This window comes from Isoptericola sp. NPDC019571 (assembly GCF_044389385.1).
Lineage (GTDB): Bacteria > Actinomycetota > Actinomycetes > Actinomycetales > Cellulomonadaceae > Isoptericola > Isoptericola nanjingensis.
This window is the reverse complement of record NZ_JBIRXZ010000001.1, coordinates 583,832-601,581: the sequence shown is the minus strand read 5'-3', so window position 1 is coordinate 601,581 and position 17,750 is coordinate 583,832. Positions and strand designations below refer to the sequence as shown.

Annotated in this window: 17 protein-coding genes; 7 read left to right on the top strand and 10 right to left on the bottom strand. The window is 74.6% G+C overall.

Annotated features, from left to right (window positions below; translation table 11 throughout):
- Positions 1-29 precede the first annotated feature (29 nt).
- A complete protein-coding gene (locus tag ACH443_RS02735; protein ID WP_430589407.1) occupies positions 30-1,415 on the top strand; it encodes a phytase in 1,386 nt (461 codons plus the stop codon).
- Between the two features lie 21 nt (positions 1,416-1,436).
- Here ACH443_RS02735 and ACH443_RS02730 read toward each other — a convergent pair whose 3' ends face one another.
- The 6 genes from ACH443_RS02730 to ACH443_RS02705 form a co-directional block, all read right to left on the bottom strand.
- Positions 1,437-2,159: an ABC transporter permease gene (locus tag ACH443_RS02730; protein ID WP_429764977.1), complete on the bottom strand. Its 723-nt coding sequence runs from the start codon at positions 2,157-2,159 to the stop codon at positions 1,437-1,439.
- The gene (locus ACH443_RS02725) at positions 2,156-2,923 is read right to left on the bottom strand and encodes an ABC transporter ATP-binding protein (protein ID WP_430589406.1); all 768 of its coding nucleotides are present in this window, start codon (positions 2,921-2,923) and stop codon (positions 2,156-2,158) included. Before ACH443_RS02725 ends, ACH443_RS02730 begins: the two co-directional genes overlap by 4 nt.
- On the bottom strand, positions 2,913-3,602 hold the full coding sequence (locus ACH443_RS02720; protein ID WP_430589405.1) for a TetR family transcriptional regulator: 690 nt from the start codon (positions 3,600-3,602) through the stop codon (positions 2,913-2,915). Before ACH443_RS02720 ends, ACH443_RS02725 begins: the two co-directional genes overlap by 11 nt.
- A gap of 24 nt (positions 3,603-3,626) precedes the next feature.
- Entirely contained in the window at positions 3,627-4,427 is an 801-nt protein-coding gene (gene proC, locus ACH443_RS02715) for a pyrroline-5-carboxylate reductase (RefSeq protein WP_429765198.1), read from the bottom strand.
- 98 nt (positions 4,428-4,525) lie between these two features.
- Entirely contained in the window at positions 4,526-5,152 is a 627-nt protein-coding gene (locus ACH443_RS02710) for a hypothetical protein (RefSeq protein ID WP_430589404.1), read from the bottom strand.
- A gap of 115 nt (positions 5,153-5,267) precedes the next feature.
- On the bottom strand, positions 5,268-5,960 hold the full coding sequence (locus tag ACH443_RS02705) for a DUF2087 domain-containing protein (RefSeq protein ID WP_430589403.1): 693 nt from the start codon (positions 5,958-5,960) through the stop codon (positions 5,268-5,270).
- A gap of 75 nt (positions 5,961-6,035) precedes the next feature.
- Here ACH443_RS02705 and radA point away from each other — a divergent pair, with 75 nt between their 5' ends.
- Both radA and disA read left to right on the top strand, forming a co-directional pair.
- Positions 6,036-7,466 carry a DNA repair protein RadA gene (radA, locus tag ACH443_RS02700; protein ID WP_429764985.1) on the top strand — a complete coding sequence of 477 codons (1,431 nt, stop codon included), beginning with the start codon at positions 6,036-6,038 and terminating at the stop codon, positions 7,464-7,466.
- Positions 7,467-7,490: 24 nt separating this feature from the next.
- Positions 7,491-8,576 (top strand): DNA integrity scanning diadenylate cyclase DisA, encoded by a 1,086-nt coding sequence (gene disA / locus ACH443_RS02695; protein WP_429764986.1) that lies wholly within the window; start codon positions 7,491-7,493, stop codon positions 8,574-8,576.
- A 33-nt stretch (positions 8,577-8,609) separates the two neighbouring features.
- Here disA and ACH443_RS02690 read toward each other — a convergent pair whose 3' ends face one another.
- Both ACH443_RS02690 and ACH443_RS02685 read right to left on the bottom strand, forming a co-directional pair.
- The gene (locus ACH443_RS02690; protein ID WP_430557918.1) at positions 8,610-9,059 is read right to left on the bottom strand and encodes a GNAT family N-acetyltransferase; all 450 of its coding nucleotides are present in this window, start codon (positions 9,057-9,059) and stop codon (positions 8,610-8,612) included.
- Between the two features lie 71 nt (positions 9,060-9,130).
- The gene (locus ACH443_RS02685; RefSeq protein WP_430589402.1) at positions 9,131-10,492 is read right to left on the bottom strand and encodes a hypothetical protein; all 1,362 of its coding nucleotides are present in this window, start codon (positions 10,490-10,492) and stop codon (positions 9,131-9,133) included.
- Between the two features lie 155 nt (positions 10,493-10,647).
- Here ACH443_RS02685 and ACH443_RS02680 point away from each other — a divergent pair, with 155 nt between their 5' ends.
- Complete coding sequence (locus ACH443_RS02680) at positions 10,648-11,580, top strand: A/G-specific adenine glycosylase (RefSeq protein ID WP_430589455.1); 933 nt, start codon at positions 10,648-10,650, stop codon at positions 11,578-11,580.
- Positions 11,581-11,598: 18 nt separating this feature from the next.
- Here the strand turns inward: ACH443_RS02680 and ACH443_RS02675 are convergent, their stop codons facing one another.
- Positions 11,599-12,144, bottom strand: a complete 546-nt coding sequence (locus tag ACH443_RS02675) for an amino-acid N-acetyltransferase (RefSeq protein WP_429764994.1) — start codon at positions 12,142-12,144, stop codon at positions 11,599-11,601.
- A 57-nt stretch (positions 12,145-12,201) separates the two neighbouring features.
- Positions 12,202-13,155, bottom strand: coding sequence for a sugar-binding transcriptional regulator (locus ACH443_RS02670; protein WP_430589401.1), 954 nt, complete (start codon positions 13,153-13,155; stop codon positions 12,202-12,204).
- Positions 13,156-13,253: 98 nt separating this feature from the next.
- Between ACH443_RS02670 and ACH443_RS02665 the strand changes: the two genes are divergently transcribed.
- The 3 genes from ACH443_RS02665 to glpK all read left to right on the top strand — a co-directional run bounded on the left by ACH443_RS02665 (position 13,254) and on the right by glpK (position 17,458).
- Positions 13,254-14,999, top strand: coding sequence for a glycerol-3-phosphate dehydrogenase/oxidase (locus tag ACH443_RS02665; protein ID WP_429764997.1), 1,746 nt, complete (start codon positions 13,254-13,256; stop codon positions 14,997-14,999).
- A gap of 109 nt (positions 15,000-15,108) precedes the next feature.
- On the top strand, positions 15,109-15,870 hold the full coding sequence (locus ACH443_RS02660; RefSeq protein ID WP_430589400.1) for an MIP/aquaporin family protein: 762 nt from the start codon (positions 15,109-15,111) through the stop codon (positions 15,868-15,870).
- Positions 15,871-15,943: 73 nt separating this feature from the next.
- Positions 15,944-17,458, top strand: a complete 1,515-nt coding sequence (gene glpK / locus ACH443_RS02655; RefSeq protein WP_429765000.1) for a glycerol kinase GlpK — start codon at positions 15,944-15,946, stop codon at positions 17,456-17,458.
- Positions 17,459-17,750 lie beyond the last annotated feature (292 nt).

Sequence of the window (17,750 nt, the reverse complement as noted above, 5' to 3'; positions counted from 1 at the left end):
GCCAACGGCGCCCGGCACGCTCGGGGTCCATGCGATCCCCCCGACGCGCCCTGCCGGCGCTGCTGCTTCTCCCCGCCCTCGCCGTCGTGCCCGCGTCCACGGCGTGGGGCCACGGGCCCGGTCACGGCCACGACCGCCCCGGTCGCGACGTCGCGACCGTGACGACCGACGTCGAGACGCCCCCGCTGTACGACGACGACGGCGGCGCCGCGTCCGGCGACGACCCGGCGATCTGGGTGCACCCGGGCGGCTCCCGGGACTCGCTGGTCCTCGCGACCGCCAAGGAGGGCGGCCTGCGCGTGTACGACACGTCCGGCCACGAGCTGCAGGCGCTGGCCGCGGACCCGGCGCCGCGGGCGGACGGCGTCGCCGGCCGGTACAACAACGTGGACCTCGCCTACGGCCTGCGCGTGGGCGGCGAGACCGTGGACGTCGCCGTGGTGTCCGACCGGTACAACGACCAGCTCCGGTTCTTCGCGGTCGACCCGGAGGGCGCCGGCGCCGACGTGCCGCTCACCGAGATCACCGCCGCCGAGCAGGGCTTCCTCTTCCAGCCCGACCGGGCGGGCGTCGACTCCGAGCACACCGCGTACGGGCTGGCGGTGTGGCAGCCCCGCGACGGCGCGGCGTACGCGGTCGTCACGCAGGAGGGCACGACGGCGGTCGCGACCGCCCGCCTCGTCCCGCGCGCCGACGGCACGGTCGGCTACACGGACGTCGACCACCTCGACCTGCCCGCGTCGTTCGGCCTGCCCGACGGCAGCACGTGGACGCCGTGCGAGGAGCCGGGCGTGGGGCCGCAGCTCGAGGGGCTCTCCGTCGACCAGCGCACCGGCACCCTGTACGCCGCGCAGGAGGACGTCGGCCTGTGGCGCCTGCCGCTGCCGCTGGGGTCCGGCGAGCCGCGGCTCGTCGACACGGTCACCGACTTCGGCGTCGAGGACGCCTACGACCCCGAGACCGAGGAGTGCTCCCCCGCCGACGGCTCGTCGGAGGAGGCCGCCGTCGCCGCGAACCCGTTCGGCGGCGACCTGCTCACCGCCGATGCCGAGGGGGTCGACGTCTACCACGGGCCCGGCCGCGCGGGGTACGTCATCGTGTCCAGCCAGGGCGACGACACCTATGCCGTCTACTCCACGACGGGCCGCAACAAGGCCGTCGGCTCCTTCCGCGTCGCGGGGACGGACGGCGTGGACGAGGTCGACGGCTCCGACGGCCTGGCCGTGACGAACCGCCCTGTCGGCCCGTACCGCCAGGGCCTGCTCGTCACCCACGACGAGCCGGAGACGGGCGCCGACGTCGAGCCGGGCCGCGGCGACGCCACCGGGTTCTCGTACGTCGCCTGGGACGACGTCGCCGACGAGCTCGGGCTCGTCGTCAGCACCCGCGCCGGGAACGACCCGCGCTTCCGCTGACCACCGCGCGAGCGTCGTGGGTCAGGCGGTGCGACGGCGCAGGGTGGCGATGCCCAGGACGACGGCGCCGACGATGAACACCGCGATGGCGCCGACGGCGCCCTGCACGTCCGCCCACTCGCCGCCGGCGGCGAGGGTCTGCATGGCCTCGACGGCGTAGGTGAGGGGGAAGACGCGCGAGAGCCACTCGAGCACCTCGGGCATCTGGTCGCGCGGCATGAGCAGCCCGCAGGTGATGAGCTGCGGGAAGATCACCGCGGGCATCATCTGCACGGCCTGGAACTCCGTGCGTGCGAGGGCGGAGGCGGCGAGGCCGAGGCAGCAGCCGAGGACGGCGTCGAGCATCCCCACGACCAGCACCAGCCACAGCGGGCCGAGCACGTCCATCCCGACGGCGAGCGCGAAGCCCACGACCACCAGCGACTGCAGCAGCGCGAGGGCGGCGAACGCGAGCGCGTAGCCCGCCACGAAGTCGCCCTTGCGCAGCGGCGTCGTCATGAGCCGCTCGAGCGTGCCGGACTGTCGCTCGCGCAGGGTCGCGACGCTCGTCACCAGGAACATCACGATGAGCGGGAAGAGCCCCACGAGCATCGGCCCGAACTGGTCGAGCACCGGGGTGCCGTCGAACATCCACGCGATGAGGCCGAGCAGCAGGCACGGCAGCACGAGGATGAGCGCGACGGTGCGGCGGTCGAAACGGAGCTGGGCCAGCACGCGGCCCGCGGTCGTGGCGGTGAGCGTCATCGGGAGCCCTCCTCGGACGTCGAGCCGGTCGTCGCGGCCTGCTGGTCGATGAGTGCGAGGAAGGCCCGCTCGGCGTCCGGGGCGCCCGTCGTGGCGAGCAGCTCGGCCGGCGTGGTGTCGGCGACGAGGGCGCCGTCGCGCAGCAGCAGGAGCCGGTCGCACTGCGTGGCCTCGTCCATGACGTGGCTGGAGACCAGCAGCGTGCGGCCCTCGCCCGCGAGGCGACGGAACATCGCCCACAGGTCGCGGCGCAGCACGGGGTCGAGGCCGACGGTGGGCTCGTCGAGCACGAGGACCTCGGGGTCGGCGACCAGCGCGGCCGCGAGGGAGACCCGGGAGCGCTCGCCGCCTGACAGCGTCCCGACGCGCTGCTTCTCGTGCCCGGCCAGGTCGACGACGGCCACGGCGCGCCGCACGGCGGCCTCCGCGCCGGCATGCGGCAGGCCCGCGAGCTGCGCGAAGTAGCGCAGGTTCTGCACCACGGTGAGGTCCGTGTACACGGAGGCGGCCTGGGTCACGTAGCCCACGCGACGGCGCAGGCCGGGCGAGCCGGCCGCCTCGCCGAGCACGGTCACCTCGCCCGTCACCCGCGCCTGGACGCCGACGACGGCGCGCAGCAGCGTCGTCTTGCCGGAGCCGGAGGGGCCGAGCAGGCCCACCACCTGACCGGCGTGCACCGCCACGTCCAGGCCGTCGATGATCGGCCGGCCGCCGCGCTCCACCCGCAGCCCCCGGACCCGCACCGCGGCGTCATTATTCCCCATGTGAGGAATTCTGCTCCTCGCCGCCCCGTCCCGCAACGCCCTCGACGGTGGTGAGCGCGACCGGCAGGTCCCCCGTGAGGTAGCGCTGGACGGTCGGGCCGACGAGCGCGGCGACCCGCTCCGGCGGGAGGGACGCCAGCGGGTCGATGGGCACGAGGAACCGGGTCAGGAGCACGCCCGCCACCTGCGACGCGACGAGCGCCGTCCGCAGCCGCGCGTCGGCGACGTCGAGCCGCTGCACGATCGGCCCCAGGATCTCCGCGCCGAGGAACTGCGGCAGCAGGCCGCGCAGCCCCGGGTCGCTCATCACGGCGGGGATGACGAGCCGCACGGTGGTGCCGCCGTCCCCGTCCCACAGCTCCACGACGGCCCGCACGAGCCGCTCCCCCAGCCCGTCGACCGGTCCGTCGGCCGCCGCCCGGACGAGCGCCGCGGGGTCGACGTCCGCCAGACCGAGCGAGGCGGTGAACAGGCGCGTCTTGTCGCCGAACCAGTGCCGCACCGTGCCCGGGTCGACGCCGGCACGCCGCGCGACCGAGCGGACCGACGCCGCCTCGTAGCCGCGCTCGAGGAACTCAGCACGCGCGCCGGCCAGCACGACGTCGCGCGTGTCCTGCCCCGCGGGCCGCCGTCCGCGACGTGCGGCGCCCGCCTCGTCGTCCGCCCGACCGCCGGTCACGAGCGCTCCCCCGTCGGACCCGGATCAGGCGTGCTCGGCCGCGAGCTCGCGGGACCGGTCGCGCGCCGCCTCGAGCGCGTCGAGGAACGCGGCGCGCACGCCGCCGTCGTCGAGCTTGCGCAGGGCGGCGACGGTGGTGCCGCCGGGCGAGGACACCTTCTCGCGCAGCAGCACGGGGTGCTCGCCCGTCTCGTCGAGCAGCTTCGCCGAGCCGAGCACGGTCTCGACGGCGAGCCGGCGCGCGACGTCGCGCGTGAGGCCGAGCAGCACGCCCGCCTCCGCCATCGCGTCGACCACGTAGAACACGTACGCCGGGCCCGAGCCGGCCAGCGCGCCGAACGCGTCGATGTCCTTCTCCGCCACGCGGAAGACGTGGCCCGAGCCGGCGAGCACCTGCTCGACGAGCGCGACGTCGTCCTCGCGGGCCGCCGTGCCGCCGACGACGGCGGTGACGCCCGCGCCCACCAGCGCGGGGGTGTTCGGCATGGCGCGCACGACGGGCGTGCCCGCGGGCAGCCGCTGCTCGAAGAAGGACAGCGGCAGGCCCGCCGCGACGCTCACGACGACGGCGCCCGGCTCGAGCGCGTCGGCGACGCGGTCGAGCATCGCGCCCACGTCCTTGGGCTTGACCCCGATGACGACGACGTGCGCGCCCTCGACCGCGGCGACGTTGTCCGTCGTCGCGCGGACGCCGAACCGCTCGGTGAGGTGCGTGCCGCGCTCGGGCCGGCGGGAGGTGGCCACCACGTCCTGCGGCGCGACCCCCGCGGACAGCGCGCCGGCCAGCACCGCCTCGCCCATGTTCCCCGTCCCGAGGAACGCCATCCTCACGCCGCCCACCTGGGTGTTCTCGGGGGTACCGGCCTGCTCGTCAGTCTGCTCGCTCACGGGCACCACGGTACGTCGCCGCGGGGGACGGCGGACTACAACGGATAAGCGGAGTAGAAGCCCTCGACGACGTCCGCCGGGCCGGTGGCCTGCAGCACCGCGGTGCCGTTGCGCCAGGTCACGACGGCGGAGCCCTCGGTGGAGCCGGGCGTCACGACGTACGCGCCGGTGGCCTTGCCGTCGACGGACACCTCGCCCTCGCCGGTCGGCTCGCCCGCCGCCTTGACCAGCGCCCCGTACGCAGCGGTCGCCGCCTCGTCGTCCTCCCACTGGCCGGCGTGCACCTGGACCGTCGTCGCGCCCTCGCCGGCACCGTCCGCGTAGACGAGCTGCCAGGACTCGACCGCGTCCGCGTCGTCCTCCCAGGACTTGTCCTCCGTGACCTCGCGCAGCGCCAGCGCCAGCACCGAGTCCGGCTGCGCCTTGACGAACGCCGTCTGGTCCTTCGGGCGCCCGCTGGGCGAGATCGTCGGCGTCGGCACCGGCGCGGTCACCGTGGCCTGCGGCTCCGGCTCGCTCTTCGCGAACCCGGGCCACACGAACGCCGTCAGCAGCACGACCACCAGCACCAGCGCACCCGCGGCCGACGCCACCACGATGCGCCGGCGCCGGAACACCTCGGGCGACGGGCAACCGTTCCCGCCCGTGCGTGCCTGGCTCACGATGTCCTCCTGCGGGGTCGGCGGCGGTGCAGGACGCAGCCTAGGGCGCGGCCCGCCGCATCGTCCGCGTCCGCCCGCCGCGTGTCGGTCGCCCGTGCGTGCCGGCCCGCCGCGCTCAGCGCAGCAGCAGTTCCACCTCAGGGTGGTCGGCGAAGACCTCCAGGACCAGCTCCGCGTACGTCTTGCCGCGCCCGGCCTCGAGGTCGTCCAGCCGTCCCTGGAACAGCGCGGTGTCGAAGCGTGGGTCCGCGACCTTCGCGCGATAGTGGTCGCGCGTGGCCGCGAAGCCCAGCGCTTCGCGCGAGCGGGCGAACCCGCGCCAGACGACGGTCACCCGGTCCGCGCCGTGCGCGGCGCCGAAGCCGCCGTGCAGCAGGTCGTCCAGGGCGTCGAGGCTCGGGCCGAGCCGCCAGCCCTCGCCCGCCATGAACACGCGGTTCAGCTCGTCGTAGAACGAGGCGATCGAGTGGACCCGGCCGCCGTCGAGGTGCAGCGTCACGTGCCCGGCGTCGTCGGGCGACCCGACGTCGTCGAACTCGGTGACCTCAGTGCGCCAGTACTCCGCGCCGTCGCGGGTGCGGTGCACGACGCCGAGGTCCACCAGCGCCCGGCGCACCCCGACCGGGTCGTCGGCGAGCCGCGCCAGCCGGTCGGTGAGCTCCCGCTCGCCGACCGTGTCGAGCAGCGCCGGCAGCGCGGCGTGCGCGAGCCAGCGGGCCACCGTGCGGCGGTGCTCCCGGCGCCGGGGCATCGTCTCCAGACGGCCGTCGTGCAGGAACCGGCTCACGTCCGGGGGCGCTGAGGACATGTCGCCATCATCGCGCGCGGCGCGCACGGGCCGCCGAGAGGCCGCTGTCGGTGCCGCCCCCTAGCGTCTGACGACGTGAGCACCACGACGTCGTCCCGCACCCGCGCCAAGCAGTCGCGCCCCGGCTACCGCTGCACCGAGTGCGGGTGGACCACGCCCAAGTGGGTGGGCCGGTGCGGCGAGTGCCAGGAGTGGGGCACGGTCACGGACGAGGGGCCGGCGTCGGCCGGGCCGCGCACGGTCGCCACCAGCCCCGGGCGCGCCCCGGCTCGGCCGATCGGGGACATCGACGTCGCGGCCGCGCAGGCGGCGCCCACCCAGGTGCCGGAGCTGGACCGCGTGCTGGGCGGCGGCCTCGTGCCGGGCGCCGTCGTGCTGCTGGCCGGCGAGCCCGGCGTCGGCAAGTCGACCCTGCTGCTCGACGTCGCGGCCTCCTACGCGCGCGGCGCGGACGGCCGCGACGCCCGGACCGTGCTGTACGTGACGGGTGAGGAGTCCGCCGGGCAGGTGCGGCTGCGCGCCGAGCGGGTCGGCGCGCTCGCTCCCACGCTGCTGCTCGCCGCCGAGACCGACCTCGGCACCGTGCTGGGCCACGTCGAGGCCAACGAGCCCGACCTGCTGGTCGTCGACTCCGTGCAGACCATCGCGTCCGCCGAGGTGGACGGCGCCCCCGGCGGCGTGAGCCAGGTGCGCGAGGTGGCGGCGTCGCTCATCGCCGTCGCCAAGTCGCGGCAGGTGCCCGTCCTGCTGGTCGGGCACGTCACCAAGGACGGCACGGTCGCGGGGCCGCGCACCCTGGAGCACCTGGTCGACGTCGTGTGCCAGTTCGAGGGCGACCGGCACTCGCGGCTGCGCATGGTCCGGGCCGTGAAGAACCGGTACGGCCCCACCGACGAGGTGGGCTGCTTCGAGCTGTCCGAGCGGGGCATCATCGGGCTCAGCGACCCGAGCGGGCTGTTCCTCTCCCACCTCGGCGCGGGCGTGCCCGGCACGTGCGTCACCGTGACGCTCGAGGGCCGCCGCCCGCTCGCCCTGGAGCTGCAGTCGCTCGTCGCCCCGTCGCCGCTCGCCAACCCGCGGCGCACGACGAGCGGCGTGGAGTCGTCACGGCTGGCGATGATCCTCGCCGTCCTGCACCGGCACGCGGGCCTGCGCCTCGCCGACCAGGACGTCTACGTCTCCACCATCGGCGGCGCCCGCGTCACCGAGCCCGCCGCCGACCTCGCCACGGCCCTCGCGATCGTCTCCGCGCGCACCGGCGAGCCGCTGCCCACCGGTACCGTCGCGGTCGGCGAGGTCGGCCTCGCGGGCGACATCCGGCCCGTCACCGGGCTGGACCGTCGCGTCGGGGAGGCCGCCCGCCTGGGCTTCGTGCGCGCCGTCGTCCCCGCCGGGACGTCGGTCAAGGCGCCCGCCGGGATGCAGCTGCTCGAGGCCCGGCACCTCGCCGAGGCGGTCGAGCTCGCCGGGGTCGGCGTCCGATCGGCGGATCGCCGGGGCGAGTGACCCCTGACGTCGTAGGATTCCCCCGTGGCTCCCTCCTCCGTGCACTCCGATGCCCTGCTCAGGGAGACCCTCGCCGCGGTCGCCCCCGGCACCGAGCTGCGCGACGGGTTGGAACGCATCCTGCGCGGGCGCACCGGCGCGCTCATCGTGCTCGGACTCGACAAGACCGTCGAGCAGATGTGCTCCGGCGGCTTCGAGCTGGACGTCCAGTTCTCCGCCACCCGGCTGCGCGAGCTGTCGAAGATGGACGGCGCGTGCGTCCTCGACCACGACGCCACCCGCATCCGTCGTGCCGCCGTGCAGCTCCTGCCCGACCCGTCGATCGAGACCAGCGAGTCCGGCACCCGCCACCGCACCGCGGAGCGCGTGGCCAAGCAGTCCGGCCTGCCCGTGATCTCGGTCAGCCAGTCGATGCGGATCATCGCGATCTACGTCGGGTCGCACCGGCACGTGCTGGAGGACCCGGACACCATCCTCGGCCGCGCCAACCAGGCCCTCGCCACCCTCGAGCGGTACCGCTCCCGCCTCGACGAGGTGTCCGGCACGCTCTCCGCGCTGGAGATCGAGGACCTCGTCACCGTGCGCGACGTGTGCTCCGTCGTCCAGCGCCTCGAGATGGTGCGCCGGATCTCCGAGGAGATCGACGGGTACGTCGTCGAGCTCGGCGCCGACGGCCGCCTCCTCGCCCTGCAGCTCGACGAGCTCATCGGCGGCATCGGCGCCGACCGCGACTTCGTCGTGCGGGACTACGTGGAGCTCGAGCGCAGCGGCCGCTCGCTCGCCAGCGTGCACGCCGACCTCGCCGCCCTCGACTCCGCGCAGCTGCTCGACCTCGGCCACATCGGCCGTGTCCTGGAGCTGCCCGGCGGCGGGGTGGCGCTCGACGCCGCCGTCGCGCCCCACGGCTACCGCCTGCTGTCCAAGGTGCCGCGCCTGCCCGCCGCCATCATCGAACGACTGGTCGGGCACTTCGGCGGGCTGCAGAAGCTCCTCGCGGCGAGCGTCGACGACCTCATGGCCGTCGACGGCGTCGGCGAGCAGCGTGCCCGCGCCGTGCGCGAGGGCCTGTCCCGCCTCGCCGAGTCCAGCATCCTGGAGCGCTACGTCTGACGGTTCCGGGGCATCGGACCCGCACGGCCGACCTCACCCCCGCAGCGCCAGGCTCCATGCGACCTCCCGGTCGAGCTGACCGGTCCGACGGAACAGCCGCACCTGCTGCGCCTCGGGCAGTGCCGCGGCGAGGGCGTCCGTCGTCGAGCGGGTGAAGCCGAGCCGCTGCCAGAACGCCCCCGACCGGCGTGAGAACAGCCACGCCGTGGCCGCCCCGGACTCCCGGGCCCGGTCGACGGCGAACGTCGCGGCCGCGAGGCCCGCACCCCGCCCGCGCAGGTCGCGCCGCACGGCGGTGCTGCGGATCAGCGCGTGCCGGCCGTCCGCGCTGAGCTCGTAGCCCGCGCTCGCCGCGATCCCCGCGTCGTCACGCCGGGTCCACAGGCGCACGGCCGGCGCGTCCAGGCCCGCCACCGTGAGGTCGGCGCCGCGGAGGAATTCGGTCAGGTCCGGGACGTCGCCGGGGCGCACGGGTTCGAGCACCCCGGCACGCTACGCCGGAGACCCCGAGCCGGGCCCGCCGGTCCACGGGCCGGCCCGGGCCCGGGACCCGCTCAGTCGGTCGCGTCCTTCTCCTCCGCGGTGGCCTCGCGGTCGGCGGCGCGGTCCGCGGCGTCCTTGGCGTCGCCGGTCGCGCCCTCCGACCTGTCGCCCTCGGCGTCGGCCTTCGCGTCGTCGCCGGACTTCGCGTCGCCCTTCGACGTCTCCCCCTGCGACTCGTCGTCGGTCGCGGCGTCGTCTGCCGCGCCCTTCGCCTCGTCGCGCGACGTCGCGTCCTTGGTGCCGTCGTCCGACGTCGGGGCGGTCTTCGCCTCGGCCTTCGCCGCGACGGTGATCGTCAGCGGCTCGCTGGTGGCGCCCGGGACGTCCTCCAGCGACGCGGTCGCCTCGTAGGTGCCCGCCCCGACGACCGGCGCCTTCTTCGCGCAGCCCTGGACGGACTTCCAGTGCACCTCGCCGGCGTCGACGCCGTCGGGCCCGAGCAGCAGCGGTCGTGACCCGTCGGAGCAGTCCGCGGACGACCAGACCTCCTCCTTGCCCGACTCGTCGGTGATCGTCACCGCGCGGCTGGCGGCGGCGCCGTCGAACAGGCACGGCACCCGCCCCACGTTGGTGACCCGCACCATGAAGGACATCGGGGACCCCGCCGTCACCGTCGGCGCGCTCGACGAGAGCCGCAGCTCGACGTCGTCCGCGCGACACGTGGTGGCCGGACCACCCAGCCTCAGCGGCTCGGGGGCCGCGACCTTGTCGGCGGGGAGGCTCTCCGGCCCCGCGAGCAGGCTCCGCGCGCCGTCGACCGCCTGCCCCAGGCCGTAGCCGCCGACGACGCCCACCGCGCACAGCAGCACCACGACCAGCATCGAGACGATCAGCGACCGACGGCCGCGGCGCGGCGCCGGCTTCCGCGGCCGGGGGCTCGTCGTCCGGCGGGACGACGCCGAGCGCGAGCCCGCGCGCGACCCGCCCGGGGCGACCAGCTGCGACGCGGTGGCGACGCGGCGGTCGCCCCGGCGAGCTCCCGCCGAGCGGGACGACGTCGCCCGCGAGCCCGAGGAGCGCGACGTCGAGGAACGCGACGTCGAGGAACGTGTGCTCGAAGAACGCGCGGCCGACGAGCGGGCAGCCGAGCCGCCGGCGCCGGAGGACCGACCGGACGACGTCGCGCCGCCCCGTGCGGAGCCGCCGCGCGAGCCACCCTGGGCCGCGCCCTTCGCGCTGCCCCGGCCGGCGGCGCCCTTCGGGGTGCTCTTCGCCACCTTCTTCGGCGCGCCCTGGGCGCCGCCCGACGTCGTCCTGCGCGTGCCGCCGCCGGACCGTCCCGTGCCCGCGGAGCCGGACCGACCCGCACCGGAGCGCGCGCCGGAACCACGCGAGGTGCCGCCACCTCGACGCCCGTCCTCCGCACGTGCCACGGGCCACCCCTCCGTCTCGATCCGTGCCGCGGCGCCACCGTACGACGCACGCCCCCACCTGCGGCGGAGCCGCGCCGCGTCGCCCATCACCCGCCGAGCTGTGAGGCTCACAGCGGGGTACACCCCGCCGTGGGTCTGACGACTCGTGGGTGAGAATGGGCGCCGTGCCCGTCGTCCCCGCCCCGCTCCGCCCGACGCCGTCCGTCCCGGACACCACGGACCCGCTCGTCGGGCGCACGGTCGCCTGGTTCGACGACGCCGCCCGGGACCTGCCGTGGCGGCGCCCGGACCGGACCCCGTGGGGCGTGCTCGTCAGCGAGGTGATGCTGCAGCAGACGCCGGTGGTCCGGGTCGAGCCGGTGTGGCGCGCGTGGCTGGAGCGGTGGCCGACGCCCGCCGACCTCGCCTCGGCGCCCACGGCGGACGTGCTGCGCGCGTGGGACCGCCTCGGCTACCCGCGCCGCGCGCTGCGCCTGCAGCAGTGCGCGGCCGCGATCGTCGAGCGGCACGACGGCGAGGTCCCCGACGACGAGGACGCGCTGCGCGCCCTGCCCGGGATCGGCGAGTACACCGTGGCAGCCGTGCGCGCGTTCGCGTTCGGACGCCGCTCCGTCGTCGTCGACACCAACGTGCGCCGCGTCCTGGCCCGCACGCTGGGCGGCACCGCGCTCGGCGCGCCCTCCCCCACGGCCGCGGAGCGCGAGCTCGCCGCGGGCGTCGCGCCCGACGACGACGCGACCGCCGCGCGCTGGGCGGCCGCGTCGATGGAGCTCGGCGCCGTCGTGTGCACCGCGCGGGCGCCGCGCTGCGGGGCCTGTCCCGTCGCCGACCTGTGCGCCTGGCGCGCCGCCGGCCACCCGCCCGACGCGCACGCCCACCGCCGTCGCACCCAGGCCTGGCACGGCACCGATCGCCAGGTGCGCGGCCGCGTCATGGCCGCGCTGCGCGCCGCCGTCGAGCCCGTGCCCCGCTCCCTGCTCGCCGACTCCGGCCCCGACCAGGGCCAGGTCGACCGCTGTCTCGGCGGACTGGTCGAGGACGGGCTCGTCGAGCAGGACGACGCCGGCCGCTACCACCTGCCCGCCTAGTCCCACGTCGTGGGCGGGTCAGAGCTCGAGCAGCATCCGCGTGTTGCCGAGCGTGTTGGGCTTCACGCGCGCCAGGTCCAGGAACTCGGCGACGCCGTCGTCGTGGGAGCGCAGCAGCTCGGCGTACACCTCGGCGTCGACGGGCGTGCCGTCGATCTCACGGAACCCGTGCGTGCGGAAGAAGCCCACCTCGAACGTCAGGCAGAACACCCGGCGCAGCCCGAGGCGGCGCGCCCGGTCGACGAGGCCCTCGACGAGGGCGTGCCCGACGCCGCGGCCGCGCCACGCCGGATCGGCGGCGAGGGTGCGCACCTCCGCGAGGTCGTCCCACATGACGTGCAGCGCGCCGCACCCCACGACGCCCCCGTCGACGTCGGCGGCCACGAGGAACTCCTGCACGGCCTCGTAGTAGCCGACCATCTCCTTGGCCAGGAGGATGCGGCGCTCGGCGTACGGCTCCACGAGGCGGCGCACGGCACGCATGTCGGCCGGCATCGCAGAACGGACGGCGAACGACGCGCCGTGGTCCTGGGGTCGGCGGTCCGCGGGCGGTTCCGGAAGCACGCCGTCACTCTACGAGCGTGATCCCCGTGCGGCGCGCGCGTCCCGGTGCACGGACGTTCACGGTTCCTCCACGAGAGCGGCGGCCGTGACCTCGTCGATCACGAGGTCGGTCACGACGCCGGCCGCGAGCGCCGCCCGCAAGGGCGCCACCTTGTTGTCGCCCGCGACGGCGCACAGCCGCCGCGGGATGCGTCGCAGCTCGGCGGGCGCGGGCCCGGTGGCGCGGGCGTTGAGGGAGATGTCGCGGTAGGTGCCGTCGGCGCGCACGAAGACGGTGCAGACGTCCCCCACGACCCCCTCGGCGTCCAGCACGGCCACGTCGTCGGGCTCCAGGTACCCGGCGGAGTACACGTGCGAGGGCACGCCCCCGGTGAGGGCCCCCACGGAGAACAGCGCGATGTCGGCGCGGCCCTGGACGTCGAGAACGCGGCGCACCGACCGCTCCCGCCACATCGCGGCCTTGGTGTCGGCGAAGTCGAAGAACGCCGGCACGGGGAAGTAGTGGACGGACGCGTCGAAGGCCGTGCCGAACCCCGAGATCAGGTCGCCCGCGTAGCTCATCCCCGAGGTGCGGGTGTTGGCGGCGCCGTTGAGCTGCACGACGGCGGACCCGCGGGTCGGCTTGTGGGGCAGGTGCTCCGTGATCGCGGCGAGGGTGGTGCCCCACGCCACACCGAGCACCATGTCGGAGTCGAACCAGCGCGCCAGGAGCCGCGCGGTGGTGATGGACACCTGCTGCAGGCGGTCGTCGTCGGTGGCGGAGTCCGAGACGGGCACCACGTACGCGTCGATGCCGTGCCGCTCGGCGATCTCCTGGCCGAGTCCGGGCGCGCGCGACGGGCCGGGTCGCAGCGTGATCTCGACGACGCCCGTGTCCCGCGCGCGCTTGATCAGCCGGGAGACGGTGGAGCGGGACGTGCGCAGGTGCCGCGCGATCGTCTCCATCTTCATGTCCTGGAGGTAGTACATCGTCGCGGCCATGACCACGTCGCGTTCCCGGTAGCTCGCCATGCCTCCATGATGCCCTCCTGCACGTTTGTGCACCCAGGTTGCGCGGACGTGCTGGCGGTGCTGCTCTGGGAGCGTCGTCCCGATCGGAAGGAACCACGATGGCCTCCACCCGGCTCACAGCCGAGTCACGCACCCAGGCCCTCGCCGCGCTCAAGGGCTCGCAGACCCCCAGCGGCGAGCTCGACGTGCTCGTCGTCGGCGGCGGGGTCACCGGCGCCGGCATCGCGCTCGACGCCGCCACCCGCGGCCTGTCGACCGCGATCGTCGAGGCGCAGGACTGGGCGTCGGGCACGTCCAGCCGCAGCAGCAAGCTCGTGCACGGCGGGCTGCGCTACCTGCAGATGCTCGACTTCCACCTCGTCAAGGAGGCGCTCACCGAGCGCGACCTCCTGCTCAAGGACATCGCCCCGCACCTCGTCAAGCCCGTGCCCTTCCTGTACCCGCTGGAGCACCGGCTGTGGGAGCGCGCGTACGTGGGCGCCGGCATCGCGCTCTACGACACGCTCGCGTCCCTCGCCCCGGGGCGTCGGGCCATGCCGCTGCACCGGCACCTGTCGCGCCGGCGGATGTCCACGAAGTTCCCCGACCTCGCGCACGACGCCGCCATCGGCGCCGTGCAGTACTGGGACGCGTCGGTCGACGACGCCCGGCTCGTGTCCACGCTCGTGCGCACCGCCGTCAGCTACGGTGCGCACGCGGCGTCCCGCACCCAGGTCGTGGCGCTCACCAAGGGCGCCACCGGCGCGGTGAACGGCGCCGTTCTCACGGACCTCGAGAGCGGCGAGGAGATCACGGTCCGCGCCCGGCACGTCATCAACGCCACCGGCGTGTGGACGGAGGACACCGAGGCGCTCGCCGGCGACACCGGCGGCCTGCGGGTGCTGGCCTCCAAGGGCGTGCACATCGTCGTCCCGCGCGAGCGGATCAAGGGCACCGTCGGCCTGATCCTGCAGACCGAGAAGTCGGTGCTGTTCGTCATCCCGTGGTCGCGCTACTGGGTGGTCGGCACGACGGACACCCCGTGGAACCAGGACCCGACCCACCCGGTCGCCACCGCGCAGGACATCGACTACATCCTCGACCACGCGAACGCGGTGCTGGCCCACCCCCTGTCCCGCGACGACATCATCGGCACCTACGCCGGCCTGCGCCCGCTGCTGCAGCCCGGCACCAAGGAGGGCACCAGCTCCGCCAAGGTGTCGCGCGAGCACACCGTCGCCAGCCCGGTGCCCGGACTCACCGTCATCGCCGGCGGCAAGCTCACGACCTACCGCGTGATGGCGAAGGACGCCGTGGACTTCGCCATCGGCCAGCGCGCCGCCGCGCTGCCGTCGATCACGCACCAGATCCCGCTGCTGGGCGCCGTCGGCCTGCAGGCCACGCGTCGCCTCGCCCGCACCTGGGCGGCGAAGTACGGGTGGAAGCCGCAGATGGTCGACCACCTGCTGCACCGCTACGGCTCGTCGCTGCGCCAGCTCGTCGACCTGTGCGAGCAGGACCCGTCGATGGCCCGTCCGCTCGAGCACGCCCCCGCGTACCTGCGCGCCGAAATCCACTTCGGCGTCAGCCACGAGGGCGCGCTGCACCTCGAGGACCTGCTGCTGCACCGCACCCGCCTCGTCTACGAGGTCCTGGACCGCGGCCTGGCAGCGCTGCCCGAGATCGCCGACATCGCGGCACCCCTGCTCGGCTGGGACGACGCGACCAAGCAGGCCGAGATCGACGCCTACACCGCCCGCGCCCAGGCCGAGGACGCGGCGGAGCACGAGCCCGACGACGCCACCGCGGAGGCCGTACGCCTCCGCGCCACCGACGTCGCCGCCATGCAGCCCCTGCGGGGCTGACCCGACCCCGGCCGGACGTCCGGCCGGTCTCCCGCAGGGCTCCGCCCGACGCGGGCTCTCTCCGACCCGGAGAGGACAACGTGGTCCCTCAAGAGAAAGAGATCCGACGATGGACTCATTGATCATGCAGGCGTTCTGGTCCGAGATCCTCGGGACCGCGACGCTGATCCTGCTCGGTGCCGGAGTGGTCGCCAACGTCATCCTGCCCAGGACCAAGGGCTTTGACGGCGGCTGGCTGCTCATCAACTTCGGGTGGGGCCTCGCGGTCTTCGCGGGTGTCTTCACCGCGTACAAGTCGGGCGCGCACCTCAACCCGGCCGTGACGATCGGGCTCTACGCCGCGCAGTCGCCGTTCGCGACGCTCACCGGGCCGGAGGGGCGGGTCACCGCCACGATCGAGCCGACCGTGGGCAACATGTTCATCTACTTCGCGGCGGAGATGATCGGCGCCATCATCGGCGCGGTGCTGGCCTACATCGTGTACAAGAAGCACTTCGACCAGGAGGCGCCCGGCGCCACCAAGCTCGCGGTGTTCTCGACCGGGCCGGAGCTGCGCTCCTACGGCTGGAACTTCATCACCGAGGTCATCGCGACCTTCGTGCTCGTGTTCTTCGTCGTCATCTCGGGCAAGACGCCGTCCGGGCTCGGGCCGCTCGCCGTCGCGCTCATCGTGGTCGGCATCGGCGCCAGCCTCGGTGGCCCGACCGGGTACGCCATCAACCCCGCCCGAGACCTCGGGCCCCGCATCGCGCACGCGCTCCTGCCCATCAAGGGCAAGGGGTCCAGCGACTGGGCGTACTCCTGGGTGCCCGTCGCCGGCCCGCTCGTGGGCGGCGTGCTCGCCGGCCTCCTCGGTTCCGTCTACTCCTGATCCACCCCGCCGGCCGGGCCCACGGCCCGGCCGGCACCCCGCACCACCCACACCGACGTGAAGGGCAACCCCCATGGCTGACTACGTCCTCGCCATCGACCAGGGCACGACGAGCTCGCGTGCCATCGTCTTCGACCACTCCGGCCGGATCGTCTCCACCGGCCAGCTCGAGCACGACCAGATCTTCCCCAAGGCGGGTTGGGTCGAGCACAACGCCGAGCAGATCTGGAGCAACGTGCGCGAGGTCGTCGGGCTGGCGCTCACGCGCGGCAACCTGGCGCACACCGACCTCGCCGCCATCGGCATCACCAACCAGCGCGAGACCGCCGTCGTGTGGGACAAGAACACCGGCAAGCCGGTGTACAACGCGATCGTGTGGCAGGACACCCGCACGCAGGCGATCGTCGACGAGCTCGGCGGCTCCGAGGGCGCCGACAAGTACAAGTCGATCGTCGGCCTGCCGCTGGCGACCTACTTCTCCGGCCCCAAGGTGAAGTGGATCCTCGACAACGTCGAGGGCGCGCGCGAGGCCGCCGAGAAGGGCGACCTCCTGTTCGGCAACACCGACACCTGGGTGCTGTGGAACATGACCGGCGGGCCGGACGGCGGCGTGCACGTCACCGACGTCACCAACGCGTCGCGCACCATGCTCATGGACCTCGACACCCTGAGCTGGCGCGAGGACATCGCCGCCGACATGGGCATCCCGCTGTCGATGCTGCCCGAGATCCGCTCCTCCTCCGAGGTGTACGGGCAGGGCCGCCCCCGCGGCCTCGTGCCCGGCGTGCCGATCGCCGGCATCCTCGGTGACCAGCAGGCGGCCACGTTCGGCCAGGCGTGCTTCGAGACCGGTACCGCGAAGAACACCTACGGCACCGGCAACTTCATGCTCCTCAACACGGGCACGGAGAAGGTGCCGAGCAAGAACGGCCTGCTCACCACCGTCTGCTACAAGATCGGCGACGCCCCCCAGGTGTACGCCCTCGAGGGATCCATCGCCGTCACCGGCTCCCTCATCCAGTGGCTGCGGGACAACCTCGGCATGTTCGAGGACGCCCCCGACGTCGAGTGGCTGGCCCGCAAGGTCGAGGACAACGGCGGCGCGTACTTCGTGCCCGCGTTCTCCGGCCTGTTCGCCCCGTACTGGCGCCCCGACGCCCGCGGCGCGCTCGTCGGGCTCACGCGGTACGTCAACCGCAACCACATCGCCCGCGCGGCGCTCGAGGCCGTGGCGTTCCAGACCCGCGAGGTCGTCGACGCCATGAGGAAGGACTCCGGCGTCGACCTCACCGAGCTCAAGGTCGACGGCGGCATGGTCCAGAACGAGCTGCTCATGCAGTTCCAGGCCGACCAGCTCGGCGTCGACGTCGTGCGGCCCAAGGTCGCCGAGACGACGGCGCTCGGCGCCGCCTACGCCGCCGGCATCGCCGTCGGGTTCTGGAAGGGCGAGGAGGACGTCACCGCGAACTGGGCGGAGGACAAGCGCTGGTCGCCGGCCATGGCCGAGGACGAGCGCGAGCGGCTCTACCGGTCGTGGAAGAAGGCGGTCACGAAGACGTTCGACTGGGTTGATGCTGACGTGCAGTAGTCGCACTTGAGCCCGCGGCGGGGAGGAACGTCGTGCGGGCGGTCGCGTTCACGGGCGCCAGGGCGCCCTCCACTTCGGGACGTCTACGACCGCCCGCACGACGTTCCTCCCCGCCGCTCTGCGTTCGGACTACGGCGCGTGGTGGGTTCTCTGGTGCTGTGACCCGCGCGTGGACTGCCGGAGCGCCCAAGGCGGGCATGGTCAGCGGCGGATCCCGATCCGGCGGGCGACGCGCGAGCATCCGGCGATGCGCCTAGCGTCGCGGGGTGCCCACCGACCAAGCGGGCCGCGA

Coding starts and splice junctions, on each gene's coding strand:
- proC (WP_429765198.1), bottom strand. CDS start 4,427: ATGGCGTTCCTCGGGACGGGGAACATGGGCGAGGCGGTGCTGGCCGGC.
- ACH443_RS02660 (WP_430589400.1), top strand. CDS start 15,109: ATGGACTCATTGATCATGCAGGCGTTCTGGTCCGAGATCCTCGGGACC.
- ACH443_RS02730 (WP_429764977.1), bottom strand. CDS start 2,159: ATGACGCTCACCGCCACGACCGCGGGCCGCGTGCTGGCCCAGCTCCGT.
- ACH443_RS02725 (WP_430589406.1), bottom strand. CDS start 2,923: ATGGGGAATAATGACGCCGCGGTGCGGGTCCGGGGGCTGCGGGTGGAG.
- ACH443_RS02705 (WP_430589403.1), bottom strand. CDS start 5,960: ATGTCCTCAGCGCCCCCGGACGTGAGCCGGTTCCTGCACGACGGCCGT.
- ACH443_RS02670 (WP_430589401.1), bottom strand. CDS start 13,155: ATGGCGAGCTACCGGGAACGCGACGTGGTCATGGCCGCGACGATGTAC.
- ACH443_RS02735 (WP_430589407.1), top strand. CDS start 30: ATGCGATCCCCCCGACGCGCCCTGCCGGCGCTGCTGCTTCTCCCCGCC.
- glpK (WP_429765000.1), top strand. CDS start 15,944: ATGGCTGACTACGTCCTCGCCATCGACCAGGGCACGACGAGCTCGCGT.
- ACH443_RS02680 (WP_430589455.1), top strand. CDS start 10,648: ATGGGCGCCGTGCCCGTCGTCCCCGCCCCGCTCCGCCCGACGCCGTCC.
- ACH443_RS02665 (WP_429764997.1), top strand. CDS start 13,254: ATGGCCTCCACCCGGCTCACAGCCGAGTCACGCACCCAGGCCCTCGCC.